General features: G+C 41.2%; 11 protein-coding genes. 3 read left to right on the top strand and 8 right to left on the bottom strand.

The window, feature by feature from the left end:
- Positions 1-2: 2 nt before the first annotated feature.
- From F777_RS0108745 to F777_RS0108720, 6 genes are read right to left on the bottom strand one after another with little or no spacing between them, the layout of a single operon-like run.
- Positions 3-353, bottom strand: a complete 351-nt coding sequence (locus F777_RS0108745; protein ID WP_026751709.1) for a hypothetical protein — start codon at positions 351-353, stop codon at positions 3-5.
- Positions 354-364: 11 nt separating this feature from the next.
- Complete coding sequence (locus tag F777_RS0108740; protein ID WP_026751708.1) at positions 365-2,833, bottom strand: penicillin acylase family protein; 2,469 nt, start codon at positions 2,831-2,833, stop codon at positions 365-367.
- 51 nt (positions 2,834-2,884) lie between these two features.
- Positions 2,885-4,207 carry a DEAD/DEAH box helicase gene (locus F777_RS0108735; protein WP_026751707.1) on the bottom strand — a complete coding sequence of 441 codons (1,323 nt, stop codon included), beginning with the start codon at positions 4,205-4,207 and terminating at the stop codon, positions 2,885-2,887.
- 2 nt (positions 4,208-4,209) lie between these two features.
- Positions 4,210-4,743 carry a DsrE family protein gene (locus F777_RS0108730; RefSeq protein WP_051408525.1) on the bottom strand — a complete coding sequence of 178 codons (534 nt, stop codon included), beginning with the start codon at positions 4,741-4,743 and terminating at the stop codon, positions 4,210-4,212.
- Between the two features lie 26 nt (positions 4,744-4,769).
- Complete coding sequence (locus tag F777_RS0108725; protein ID WP_037369288.1) at positions 4,770-7,022, bottom strand: Tex family protein; 2,253 nt, start codon at positions 7,020-7,022, stop codon at positions 4,770-4,772.
- Between the two features lie 34 nt (positions 7,023-7,056).
- The gene (locus tag F777_RS0108720) at positions 7,057-8,388 is read right to left on the bottom strand and encodes an exonuclease domain-containing protein (RefSeq protein ID WP_026751704.1); all 1,332 of its coding nucleotides are present in this window, start codon (positions 8,386-8,388) and stop codon (positions 7,057-7,059) included.
- Positions 8,389-8,493: 105 nt separating this feature from the next.
- Between F777_RS0108720 and F777_RS0108715 the strand changes: the two genes are divergently transcribed.
- From F777_RS0108715 to F777_RS0108705, 3 genes are all read left to right on the top strand, one after another.
- Positions 8,494-8,757 (top strand): hypothetical protein, encoded by a 264-nt coding sequence (locus F777_RS0108715; RefSeq protein ID WP_152530896.1) that lies wholly within the window; start codon positions 8,494-8,496, stop codon positions 8,755-8,757.
- 64 nt (positions 8,758-8,821) lie between these two features.
- A complete protein-coding gene (locus tag F777_RS0108710; protein WP_026751702.1) occupies positions 8,822-11,449 on the top strand; it encodes a valine--tRNA ligase in 2,628 nt (875 codons plus the stop codon).
- Positions 11,446-11,940, top strand: coding sequence for a GNAT family N-acetyltransferase (locus F777_RS0108705; protein WP_026751701.1), 495 nt, complete (start codon positions 11,446-11,448; stop codon positions 11,938-11,940). The genes F777_RS0108710 and F777_RS0108705 overlap by 4 nt, the downstream gene beginning before the upstream one ends.
- Before the next feature lie 7 nt (positions 11,941-11,947).
- Here F777_RS0108705 and F777_RS0108700 read toward each other — a convergent pair whose 3' ends face one another.
- Both F777_RS0108700 and F777_RS0108695 read right to left on the bottom strand, forming a co-directional pair.
- Positions 11,948-13,402, bottom strand: a complete 1,455-nt coding sequence (locus F777_RS0108700) for a protein adenylyltransferase SelO (protein ID WP_081720541.1) — start codon at positions 13,400-13,402, stop codon at positions 11,948-11,950.
- A gap of 29 nt (positions 13,403-13,431) precedes the next feature.
- Positions 13,432-13,929, bottom strand: a complete 498-nt coding sequence (locus tag F777_RS0108695) for an Lrp/AsnC family transcriptional regulator (protein WP_026751699.1) — start codon at positions 13,927-13,929, stop codon at positions 13,432-13,434.
- Positions 13,930-13,961: the final 32 nt, after the last annotated feature.

Raw genomic sequence — 13,961 nt, 5'->3', positions numbered from 1 at the left:
GATTATGAGGTTTTCTTTAAATAGGCTCCTGTTAAAGCAGCAAAGCCACTAATCAGTCCGCCGATTATTCCGGTAATCAAAATCAACATGATATAGGATCCACCTAATGGCAATATCTGAGATACTTTCGTAGAAAGAATATGCTCATTTGCAGCATCCTTGATGATCGCCAGTATCACCCATAACAGGAATAAGCCCAGAAATCCACTCAGGAAAGATTTACCCGGAGACTGTGTAATCAACGCAGATACCACAAAAGAACTGATGGCAAATATCCACCAAGGTAACTGAGTAAATAATCCGGCAACAAAGGCAAGCAAAGCGGTCAGCAATATAGATACAATGAATTTCATACAATAAAATTTTATGCTTTGGTAAATGTCATCAACCACTTGATACGCTTATGGGTTGGGGCATCCTTTAAATGTAAAAACAAAATCGGGTAATATTTTCCAGTAGCCCAATGATTGATAAACGTATCATAGTACTTGCTTCCCGGATTACCGTGTTGACCACCCGGATACACACCATAGGCCTCAATTTCATCAGTCATATGCACAATCATTCTCCAGCTTGGACCATGGGTTTCGGTAGTGGCGTTAATGATATGCCTTCCTCCGCCAATAGGCAAATGCAAGGCACTTAATGGATTTATTTTGAGCAGGTGACTCACCCGGGTATCCTTAAAAGCTGCCCATCCTAGTTTACCCTCTTTATCCGCTTTTTGTAAAACAACAGTAGCTTTTTTAATGGCGTCCATTACTGCACCTGAAATTGTTTCTACTTTATTCTTTGTTTTAATATTGTCTGCAAAAGAATATAAGCTATCCCGCTTCAAACTCTCCAACAGGGTTATTTCATCTGGCCAACCAATATTGGTAGTTGCACCTGCAAACTCATCTCCCCAGATACTTGTTTCCAGACTATCCCAAATAACATTAAATACAGTAGCCCCTTTTTCATTTACATCACTTACCAGGTTCCAGCTGTTCATGATATCCACATACTTCTTTTCATCAGCAGTCAGTGCCGCTTGATTTACATATTTCATGATCACTGGTCTGGCCATTTCAGCAAAAACATTATAGTTGTCCATTTGCAGTTTTTGAATATCAGCTGCAGTGGCATTACTAAGAGCCGCCAGCTTTCTATTGATAATAACCCCTCTGTAAACAGGAAAATTGGAAGCTGCACCAAGGTAATAAGGGTAAGTATGATCCGTAGACTTTTGATTGGCACTACTCACAAAACCTCTTTCCGGATTTTTAATCATTGGGTTCTCATTGGTGGGAATATAACCCTGCCATGCATAGGTACTATCCTGACCAGGTAAAATAAAATCACCCTGTCTGTACCATCTGGCAACAAAGTTTGCCTGTTGTTTCAAAGCAATATCTCCTGTTTTTGAGGCAAAAGCAAAATTCTGCCCGGTTGAATTCCAATGAGAAATAGCTTCTAGGTAATCCTCATAATTTTTGGCATGATTCAACTTGTAGAACGCCAGTAGTCCGCTTCCTCCGTCGTGAGCAGTCCATCTCAGTGCTAAATTTTTCCCCCCAGAACCACTATTTTTATAATGATAATCGTACATGGTTGGTCCGTAAACCGTCATAGCAATATTTTCTATCACATTGGCACTATCTTTTACTTTGATAGTCTCTGTCCGTTTTTCAGCTTTTACCCACTGACCATTGTACCAGTATTCATTTAAAGTAGAATCTTTAAATTTCATTTCATAGTAATCCAATACATCCCTTCCGGCATTGGTTACACCCCAGGCAATGCTGTCATTGAATCCGATGATGACAGCCGGAGAACCTGGAAAGCTTGCTCCATAAGTTCTGTGAGTGGGTGTGGAAATCTGTACTTCAAACCAGAGAGAAGGTAGGTTTAAACCCAGGTGCGGATCATTTGCTAAAATGGGTCTGCCCGATTTGGTTTTACTTCCGCCTACTACCCAGTTATTACTACCGTTGCTCTTATTGGGAACAAATGGAGCCATTGCGGTTGAATTTCCGGAAGTATCCCCTAGATAAGCGGTTTGAACATCAGCAGGTGGCACTACTTTAATTGTAGGTTTTGCATACACTGTTCCTTTAGGAATAATTGGATCCAGCGAATCTTGCACATCCGTAAACAAACGATCAAAATCTTTGTAGCCAAAATAATTTCTGGCATTGCTCATTTGCAAATCGGTTACAGCGCCTCTGCCTGTTAAGTCGTACGACATGAACATCTGGAACAGGTACGTTTTTAAAGAAGTCCAGGCTTCAGGCTTATAATCCAATAATTTATATTCAAATGGTATTTCCTCGGGCTTCAACTGAGCAATATAGGCATTTACCCCTTTCGCATAGGAATCAATGGCTGATTGCATTTCAGGATTGTTTTTCTCTACAAAGGCCTTTGTTTTTTCTGCGCCGTATACCATTCCCAGCCTTCTGAAAAACTGATCAGTAGGAACCCTCTCCTTACCCACAATTTCACTTAATCTTCCGGCAGCCACATGGGTTTGAAATTCCATTTGCCAAAGTCTGAACTTGGCATGCAGGTATCCCTGCACATAGTAGGCATCATTGTCTTCATCTGCATAAATATGAGGAACCAGACGGTCATCAATATACACTTCTACTTTACCCTGAAGATCTTTCAATACAATATTATCATTGTAATTGGTTTCTGTAGATTCCGCATTCTGCCAGAACCCATGTTGAGGAGATAAGAAATAACCCAGTCTGGGGGTTTTACTTCCTCCTACTGAGAGTTGGGTATTGAATAAATGAATTGCCCCCCAGGTTAAAAGGGCTGACACAAGCAATGGAACTATCCTCATAGCAAATATTTAAAGACTCAAAATAAGCAATTCTCAGCAGAAGGTATATCCTTATCTGGCTTCCATAATCAGGAATTTTTTCCCTTTCAGCTTTTCGTCACGAACCGCTTTCAACAAGCCTGGTATTACTTTTTTTCTGATAGCAATAAAGGAGTTATGGTCTTTTACAACAATCAATCCCAGCTCTTCTTTCTGTAATTTTCCCTTCTGCAGAAAGAAACCAACAATATCAACCTTATTGACTTTTTCTTTTTTCCCGGCATTAATATAAACCGTTCCCCACCCTGAAGGCTTAGGTAGTTTCTGTTTTTCCGGTAACGTAAAAGCAGGCGGTGCTTCTCCCAGATAGTTGGGGATGGTATCTGATTCATGCAGGATGATATAAATATTTCCCGTTTTATTCATACGGGCAGTTCTGCCATTTCGATGGGTAAACTCTGCAAATGTGGATGGCAGATGATAATGAACGATATGTTCAATATCGGGGATATCCAGGCCTCTGGCTGCCAAATCTGTTGTTATTAAAAACTGGGTAGTTCCGTTGCGGAATTTAATCAGCGCCTGTTCACGCTGCATCTGCTCCATGCCTCCATGAAAAATCCCCGTTTCAATACCCATTTCTTTTAAGAGGCCACTGGTTCTTTCAACGGATTCCCGATGATTACAGAAGACCAACACCTGTTCTGTACCTATGGAACAAAGCAATTGAAACAGCGTCTTCACTTTGTCTTTATCATCGGACCATACTGTAAACATTTCAACAGACGGAACGGCTTCTTCCTGCTTCAGAAAATTAAGAACAGACAGGTTTTTAGGAGCAGCGAATTCAGGAATAACAATAGAGGCTGTTGCAGATACAAATACCCTAAGTGCAGCCGTTCTGACTTGATTGGTAATGTACTCTATGTCTTCCTCAAATCCGAGTGCCAGGGATTTATCAAACTCATCAAAAACAAAATGCCTGATGGCTGTTGGATCAAATGACTTTCGTTTCAGGTGGTCGGCAATTCTTCCGGGAGTTCCTACTAACAGCGCAGGTGCTTCCTTTAAACTATTAATTTCACCAGGCATATCATGACCACCATAAGCACAAATCACTTTAAAGCCGGTCTGCATTTTTTTCCAGACCTGTTCAATTTGAATGGCCAGTTCCCTGGAAGGTGTTAACACTAATGCCTGCACTTTATTACCCTTCGGATTCAATTGTTGTAAAATAGGGAACAAAAAAGCCAGGGTCTTCCCTGACCCGGTTGGAGAAAGCAACAATACACCATCAGCTGTTTCAAAAGCAGATCTGGTTGCATTTTGCATTTCATTGAACCCGGCAATTCCCAGATTATTTAAAACAGTTTGAGTTGCATTAGAAGCCTTCATATTTAATATTTTAGCACCGTATATCCCTGAGGTGCATAAGTAGTAATAGTGGTAACAGCAGATTGCACAATTTCAAATTCAGGTGCCAGCGTTGCTGCGTCTACTTTTCTTTTGAACAAAGTCTGCCCGCATACATACAAAGGAATTCCAGCTGCTTTTAATGCAGTAAACAGGGGTTGATTGGGATTGTCTACACCAAACTTCTGCTTATAGGTTTCATTATTTAAAATGAAAGAGACAGCCGACCCATGAACTACCGCCATTACAGAGAGGTTCTCGGGCTTTACCCCTGCCGCAACATGCAGGTTGGCAATTCTGGCTATGTTTTCAAAATGTTCACTGATTTCTTTGGCATTGGCTGCGGGACTCACAATATCAATCAGTATTTTATATTTATTTTTTTTGTTTACTACTTCTTTGGGAGCATTTACTTCGAAAACATCCCCATATGCTGTTATATAGGGTCGAATTGTTTTCTGCGCAGCAGCTTCCATAAAGAAGGCAGAGGCAATAACTGCAAATAACCAATATTTCATTGCTTTACATTTTCTCCTAAGTTACATTATTTGCCAAACTTCTTTTTTAAAGCCTGTAATGCGTCTGTAACATTCATATTACTCAGGTCTTCTTCTTTCTTTACAGGTTGATTAGAACGCTTATGCTGCGCCATGTCCTTTCTACCTCCTACACCCGCTGCTGGTGCGGCTTCTGTTTGTTTGATAGAGAGTGCAATCCGCTTGCGTGCAATATCTACTTCCAGCACTTTTACATTTACTTTCTGACCTAACTTCAATGCTTCACTAGGATCTGATATATATCGATGGGCAATTTCACTTACATGCACCAATCCATCCTGCTTCACCCCTATATCAATAAATGCCCCGAAACGGGTTAAATTCGTCACAACACCCGGCAATACCAGACCCACCGTAACTTCTTCAATTGTATAAATATTGGCAAACTCAAACTGCTCCAGTTCGGAACGTGGATCCAGCCCTGGCTTTTGCAATTCTTTAATAATATCATTCAATGCAAGCTGTCCAACTTGTTCAGTTACATATTTTTTAGGATCTATATTCTTCAATAGTGATTCATTGCCAATCAGGGCTTCTACATTGGTGCCCAGGTCGGCCGCCATTTTCTCTACGATCGGGTATGCTTCTGGATGCACAGCACTTGCGTCTAAGGGATGCTTGGCTTTAAGAATTCTTAAAAAGCCCGCGCATTGTTCAAAAGCTTTAGCCCCCAGTCTAGGTACTTTTAATAATTCTTCTCTGGAATTAAATGCGCCAATCGTTTTCCTGTGCTTGATAATATTATCCGCCACCGATTCATTAATACCACTCACATAGCTAAGCAATTGCTTGCTGGCTGTATTCAGGTTTACCCCAACCGTATTAACACAGCTGACTACTGTCTGATCGAGTTTCTCCTTCAATCTGAACTGATTTACATCATGCTGATACTGTCCTACTCCAATACTTTTCGGATCAATTTTAACCAGTTCAGCCAATGGATCCATCAATCTTCTGCCAATGCTTACTGATCCTCTTACGGTGATATCATAATCTGGGAATTCTTCTCTGGCAATTTCAGAAGCAGAATAAACAGATGCACCGTCTTCATTTACTAAAAACACAGGAAGTCCTAAGTTCATTTTTTTAATAAACTGTTCTGTTTCTCTGCCTGCAGTACCATCTCCTATGGCAATTACCTGAACCTCAAACTGCTTAACCAATTGTTTGATTTTATATTCACTGTCATAAAGCTTACCCGCTTCGTGCACATAGATAAGGTCTGTTGTCAGCAATTCTCCTGACTCATCCAGACAAACTACTTTACAGCCTGTTCTGTATCCCGGGTCAATGGCCAGCACTCTTTTACTTCCGAGCGGTGCACTTAATAATAGTTGTCGTAAATTTTCTGCAAACACATTGATGGCTTCTTCATCTGCTTTCTGTTTTAAGGCAGAGCGGTATTCGCTTTCCAGGCTGGGCTGCAATAATCTTCTGTAAGCATCCTTAATAGCTTTCTTAATATGAACCACAGCAGGACTTTGTCCGTTCAGATAAAAATCTTCAATCATTTCAATGGCTTCTTCTTCGGAGGGAGCAATACTGATTCTCAGGAAGCCCTCTAAGAACCCACGCAGAATCGCCAAAATTCTATGTGAAGGAACTTTGTATATGGGTTCGGAAAAGTCAAAATAATCCTTGTATTTGATGGCTTCGGTTTCTTTATCGGCCAATACCTTACTCTGCAGTACAGCAGTATCCTCAAACAATTTTCTCAACTTGGCTCGTACGTCTGCCTGCTCATTTACATTCTCTGCAATAATATCTCTGGCTCCCTGTAAAGCTTCATCTACCGTGGTGATTTTTTCATTAAAATATTTAGCGGCTTCCTGTTCAGGGTCTTCATTTCCCTGAGCCAGTAACAATAATGCCAGCGGTTCCAATCCATTTTCCCTGGCCACCACTGCTTTGGTCTTTCGCTTCACTTTAAACGGCAGATAAATATCTTCCAGTTCTACAATGGTTGTAGCTGCATTGATTTTAGCCTGAATGGCTTCCGTCATCTTACCCTGCTCTGTAATGGTCTTTTCAATAAATTCCTTACGTTCGGTAAAAGCCTGCAAAACTTTCTGTTCATCCTGTATTTGCTGAATCTGAACTTCATCCAGATTACCTGTACTATCTTTTCTGTATCGGGCAATAAAGGGAATGGTAGCACTCTCAGCCAATAGTTCCAGTACCGTTTCAACCTGTGTAACACGCAAATTCAATTTTGCGGAAATAATGGGAGCAAAAGACATAATCAGTTTTCAATTTTAGGGAGGCGAATGTAGATTATTCCACTATACGTACCACACGATGAGGATATCTTTCCAGATATTTCCTGAGCATTGATTTAATCACTTCATTTTCCGCATAAGGTGTTACTGCTTCCTTGATGGCTGCAGCATAAGCGGGTTCCAGCGGTTCGGCCACTTCAATATGATCAATGGTTCCCATCCCCACAAACCTTCCCTTCTCTACCAATATGGCGGTGTTTTTTTCTTTGATGATATAGGATTCTTTTTCTTCGGCAATCCAGGCAATTACTTTCTCCACCTGTTGATTGTGCAACTGAACATCGGGCCATTCATTGGGAATGGTTTTATCAAGGAAACAAAGTGCGGGATGCAATTCAAATTCCCTGACCCATTTCCAGAGTTCCCGATGTGCATCGGCCAACAGTGAAAAAGCCTGCAGGGGTTGTGTGTTTTTATGTTTTTTATCTATGGCCAAACGCAGATAACCCCGGCTGTCTTCAAACAAATAAATGCCCCATAACTGTTCAAACCTTTTCTGGCTTTTATTGAATGCCGGCCACAATCTTTTGATTTCAATGCTTTCCAGTAAACTGGCAATGAATTCGGTTGGACAAACCGCGTAACGGACCGCATAAATCTCTCTTAAAAAATCCTGTCTTTTTTTACTGAGGTCTAAACCGGTAAAATGACTCCAAACCCTTTTTTTAATATTCTTGGCCTTGCCAACATACACCACTTTATCCTGCTTGTTATGAAAATAATATACCCCGGGCTCCTGTGGAAGATCGTGCAGGAAATGACCAGGTAAATTGGGGGGCATCAACTGTTCCCGGTTTTCTTTTTGCAACATTTCCTTTACCAGGCGTTCTCCGTTGTTCTGAAGCACCATGTCCAGAATTTTGGCAGTAGCTTTTGCGTCGCCTCCTGCCCTATGCCGATTTTCAATTTCTATATTCAATTGTCTGCACAAATGCCCCAGACCGTATTTGGGGAATCCCGGAAATACCTTTCTGCTCAACCGGATGGTGCAAAGCTTTGGCGTTCCCAAATCGAAACCGGCTTCCTGTAAATGGTGTTTAACAAAGCTGAAATCAAAATTTACATTATGCGCCACAAATACCCTGTTTTTCAACAGATTATAAATCTGCGGAGCCACTTCGTGAAAAGAGGGAGCTGCTTCTACCATGGCATTGGTGATGCCGGTCATGCCAACAACAAAAGGAGGAATGGGCTGGTGAGGATTCACCAATGTTTCATAAACTCCCTCTATCTCAGTACCATTATGTAATACTATTGCTATTTCTGTGATTCCATGCTGACTGGGAAATCCACCTGTCGTTTCAATATCTACTACCGCAAATCGCATGGCTGCAAGATAAGATTTGTAATATTCTGATAAAAATTACAACTAATGATAAAAATTCGGCTCTTGATTGTAACAAATCATCAATCAACCCGTTTAATTGATAATATGAAACCAAATGCTGCTTTACTAAAGATTCCCCAGTCATTGCTCATTGGCTGTGTGGGAATTATCATGGGATTCAGCGCCTGTCACTCTCCTGAGCAGACTGTAAAAATAATAGGAAAACAAGCCAGACAAAAAGTAGGACAACTTTGCACCAGTGCAAAGATCAATCCCAAAGATTGCATTCCGGAAATGGAGGATGTTTTTGGGTCCCCCTCCCTTTCCAATCAGTTTACCGACAAAACAGAGATCATTTCTACCTGGTAATAACCCAAATAGAGAAATACTGACAGCTCCTTCAGTTTCCTTAAATTTGCAGCCAATTGATTTTATGGAGCTGAGCAAGAATTACATTCCTACCGAAATTGAGGCAAAGTGGTACCAACACTGGATTGACCGTCAATATTTTTCAAGTAAACCCGACGAAAGAGAGCCTTATACTGTTGTGATTCCCCCTCCCAATGTAACCGGGGTTTTACATATGGGCCATTGCTTAAACAATACCATTCAGGATATTTTAGTGAGAAGGGCCCGTATGCAGGGGAAAAACGCCTGCTGGGTTCCGGGAACCGACCATGCTTCCATTGCTACAGAAGCCAAAGTAGTGGGCATGCTCAGAGAAAAAGGGATTGCCAAATCATCTCTAAGCAGATCCGAATTTTTAGACTATGCCTGGGAATGGAAGGAGAAATACGGAGGGATTATTCTACAGCAATTACGCAAAATGGGATGCAGCCTCGACTGGGACAGAACCAGTTTTACCATGGACCCGGACTACTACGCATCTGTTATACAGGTATTCGTAGACCTGTATCAGAAAGGATATATCTACAGAGGGAAGCGGATGATTAACTGGGATGTAAAAGCAAAGACTGCATTAAGCGACGAAGAAGTGATTTACAAAGAGGTACAAAGTAAATTGTACCACGTAAAATACAAACTGGAAAACGGAGGCTTTATTACCATTGCAACTGTAAGACCAGAAACAATTTTGGGAGATGCTGCCATCTGCGTAAACCCTGCAGATGAAAGATACAAATCACTGCATGGTCAGTATGCATTTGTACCATTAATCAACAGAAAAATCAAAATCATTCCTGATGAATATGTGGCACTGGATTTTGGAACCGGTGCCTTAAAAGTGACGCCAGCCCATGATATGAACGATTACCAGTTGGGTCAGAAATACCAGCTGGAAATTATTGATACCATGAACGACGATGGTACCATGAGTGAAGCCGCCCAACTCTATGTGGGCATGGATCGTTTTGCTGTGCGCAAGAAAATTGTGGAAGACTTGGAAGCGGCCGGACATATTGAAAAAATTGAAGAATACACCAATCAGGTAGGCTTTAGTGAAAGAACGGATGTAGTAGTAGAACCTCGTTTAAGTTTACAGTGGTGGGTTAGCATGAAAGAATTGTCTGCACCTGCTTTAAGCGCTGTTATGGACGATGAAATACATTTTCATCCTGCCAAGTTTAAAAACCTTTACAGACACTGGATGGAAAATGTAAAGGACTGGTGTATCAGCAGACAGCTTTGGTGGGGACATAGAATACCCGCATGGTATACAAAAGACGGCTCTTTTGCTGTAGCGAAAACAGCGGAAGAAGCGTTGGAGCAGCTGAAACAAAACACGGGTAATACTGCTTTAACCCTTTCGGATATTCACCAGGACGATGACTGTCTGGACACCTGGTTCAGCAGTTGGTTATGGCCTTTTGAAGTATTCAAGGGCTTAAGCGATCCGAATAATAAAGAAGTTAATTATTACTATCCAACCAGCACCTTGGTAACGGCTCCGGAAATTATCTTTTTCTGGGTGGCCCGAATGATCATAGCTGGCTATGAATACAAAGGACTGAAACCTTTTAAAGACGTATACTTTACAGGGATTGTAAGGGATAAGCTGGGTAGAAAGATGAGCAAGAGTCTTGGCAACTCACCCGACCTGTTGGCCCTGATTGATCAGTATGGCGCTGATGCAGTAAGATTTGGTATCCTGATTGCTTCTCCAGCAGGTAACGATATTTTATTTGATGAGAGTTCTCTGGAGCAAGGTCGCAATTTCAATAATAAGTTATGGAATGCCCTGAAGCTCATTAAAATGTGGGAAGGCAGACTGGATTCAGCAGCAACAACAGATACTGCTGATGCTGCATTTGCCATCAACTGGTTTGAGAACAGATTGAATCAGGCAAGTTCGGAAGTAGAAGAATTGATGACTCAGTTTAAATTGAGTGAAGCACTTAAAACCATTTACTCCTTAATCTGGGACGATTTCTGCAGCTGGTATCTGGAGTGGGCCAAACCAGGTTTTGAACAACCGGTATCTCCGCTCGTTTATGATAAGACGATTGCTTTTTTTGAAAGATTAATGGAATTGTTGCATCCGTTCATGCCTTTTATTACAGAGGAAATCTTCCATCTGTCAAAACCACAAACAGAAGACCTGACTGTTAAGTTGCAACAAAAAGCAGCAAAAGCGGATGAAACTGTTCTGGCTTCGGGCGCACTATTAAAGGAGGTTATCACTAAATTAAGAGACGCCAGAAACAAAAATCAGTTAAAGCCTAAAGATCCAGTAGCCTTGCACATTATGGCTGGGGATATCAAAGGCTATCAGGCAATAGAGCAAATATTAATGAAACAGGTGAATGCCAATAAAATTACCTATACGGCAGAAGCCATCCCCAATACCATTGTAATTAATATTGAGCAGGATAAGTTCTTCATTGAAGCCGCCCAGCAACTGGATACAGATGCTATTAAAGAGCGTTTGCTGAAAGACCTTGCATATGAGCAAAACTTCCTTGCATCTGTAATGAAAAAATTAAGCAACGAGAAATTTGTTCAGAATGCGAAGCCTGAAATCATTGCACTGGAAAGAAAAAAACAGGCAGATGCAGAAGCCAGAATGAAAACCATTGAAGAAAGTCTGAAATCATTGGCATGATCAGAATAGCCACATTAGACGATATCCCTGTTATTCAGGAAATAGCATACCAAACCTGGCCTTCTACTTATGGAAGCATTATATCGGAAGAACAAATCCGGTATATGTTAGACATGATGTACAGCACAGAATCCCTGGTGCAGCAAATGAGTAAGGGACATCAGTTTTTTTTATCTGAATCAGAAGAGAAAGAAAATGCAGTCATGGGTTTTGCTTCCGTTTCAGATGAAAACAATGGTGTATTTAAACTCAATAAATTATACGTACTGCCCAGTGCACACAAAACAGGAACAGGCAAAGCTTTGCTGAATGCAGTAAAAGCATATGCTAAGCAAAAGGGCGGGAAAGAATTAATCCTTCAGGTAAACAAACAGAATACAGCCATTGCTTTTTACAAAAGCCAGGGACTAACCATTCAAAGCGAAAAAGTTTTTGAATTAGACCATGGTTTTGTAATGGACGATTATGTTATGGGAATTTCGCTCACATAAATATTGTTTACGTACCACAGTAAGTGGCATAAAAACCATCCCCATTAACAGGTGGCTCCTGAAATGCACTATAATCGGCCGCGGGATCATAAGGATGCTGAACCGCCTGCAAGAGTTGATTAAATGGCCGCAAGTCGTTGTTTGCTACCACTGCATCCAGCGCTTCTTCTACCCTGTGGTTTCTTGGGATGAGTAACGGATTCTGCTGATGCATCATTAGCTTAGCCTTATCTACATTTATTCCTGCAACGGATAAAAGAGAATTGCGCTTCTCCATCCATGATTCAAAGCTATTGCCATTGTAAGTTCCTGATGGCAACAGTGTGCCTTGAATGGTTAAAAAGGTATTGGTATAATCTGCCTGTTCCTTCTGCATCCATTGCATAAGTTCTTTCAGCAAATCAATTACTTCGTTGGAAATACTCTTTTCATCAAACCCGATTTTTGCAGCCATGGTGGCTGTATACAATTGTGTGTACAAAGAAGGAAACTGATTCAACACTTCTGTAGCCATTTTCACTGCTGTATCAGTATCGGAATGAATAATAGGAAGCAATGCGTTGGCCAGACAACTCAGGTTCCAGTGCGCAATATTTGGTTGGTTACCAAAAGCATAACGACCATTGGTATCTATGGAGCTAAAGGCTTTGGTGGGATCATAACTGTTCAGAAACGCACAGGGTCCGTAATCAAAAGTCTCCCCTGCAATCGACATATTGTCGGTATTCATTACCCCATGAATAAAACCTACACGCATCCAGTTGGCAATCAAACGGGCTTGTTGATGCAGCACCTGTTCCAGTAAAGTCAGGGCTGCATTCTGTTCAACCTTCACATCAGGATAATGTCTCTCCAAAGTATACAGGGTTAGTTTCTCCAGGTCTTCTGTTTTCAAAAACTGTCGCGCATATTCAAAAGTGCCTACTCGGATATGGCTTTTCATGATACGCGTTAAAACGGCACCGGCTTGTATTTCTTCCCTAAAAACTTTTTCTCCGGTAGTTACCACAGCAAGACTTCTGGAACTGGGAATACCCAGACCATGCATGGCTTCGCTAATCAGGTATTCCCTTAACATAGCACGTAAAGTTGCCCTGCCGTCTCCTCTCCTGGAATAGGGTGTTGGCCCTGCTCCTTTTAGCTGTATATCCCATCTTTTACCGTCAGGACTGATATGCTCTCCCAACAGTATCGCCCTCCCATCGCCCAGCATGGTAAAATAACCAAACTGATGGCCGGCATAAGCCTGTGCAATGGGTGTTGAACCAGCAGCTAATTGATTCCCACTTAAAATGGCTGCAAGTACCGATTGATTTAGTTCCTGATTTATTCCAAGCTCAAGGGCAAGCGAATGATTAAATAAAAGCAAGGCCGGAGCCCCCACAGGCGTGGGCAACACTTTTTTAAAAAATGCCTCTCCTAGCGATTGATAACTATGATTGAAATGAAATAGAGAATCCAATATTAATTCGTTTTTACAAAAATAACCAATCAATGTACCAATACATGGGTTTGTTTAATTACGCCCATTACAAAAACCGATTGTACATGACCAATATTTTCTGCCTGGGACAATTTGTTAACGTGAAAATGATAATAGTCATCCATACTTTCTGCAACCACTTTCAGCATAAAATCAAACTCCCCTGAAATATTGTAACACTCAATTACTTCATGCATTTCCTGTATGCGTTTGATGAATTTCCCCCCGGCTATCTTATCGTGTTGTTTTAAAGAAACATAACAAATAACCATCAATCCCTTCTTCACTTTCGTATGATCCACCAATGTTGCATACTGCTTAATTACCCCGGCTTCTTCCATTCTTTTAATACGCTCATGAACCGGGGTGGTACTCAGGTGAACCTGATCGGCTATTTCTTTTACCGTTGCCCTTGCATTGTGCTGTAACAACTTAAGAATCGCCAGGTCTTTGGCGTCCAGTGAAAAAGAAACAGTGGATTCGGCTTTTTTAAGGACTTTAGGCATGTTATTCTGCTATTATATACTGCAAATTAGCT

Source organism: Sediminibacterium sp. C3 (assembly GCF_000508085.1).
Classification (GTDB): domain Bacteria; phylum Bacteroidota; class Bacteroidia; order Chitinophagales; family Chitinophagaceae; genus Sediminibacterium.
Note: the sequence above shows the minus strand (reverse complement) of the source record. Positions and strands in the feature narration are given on the sequence as shown.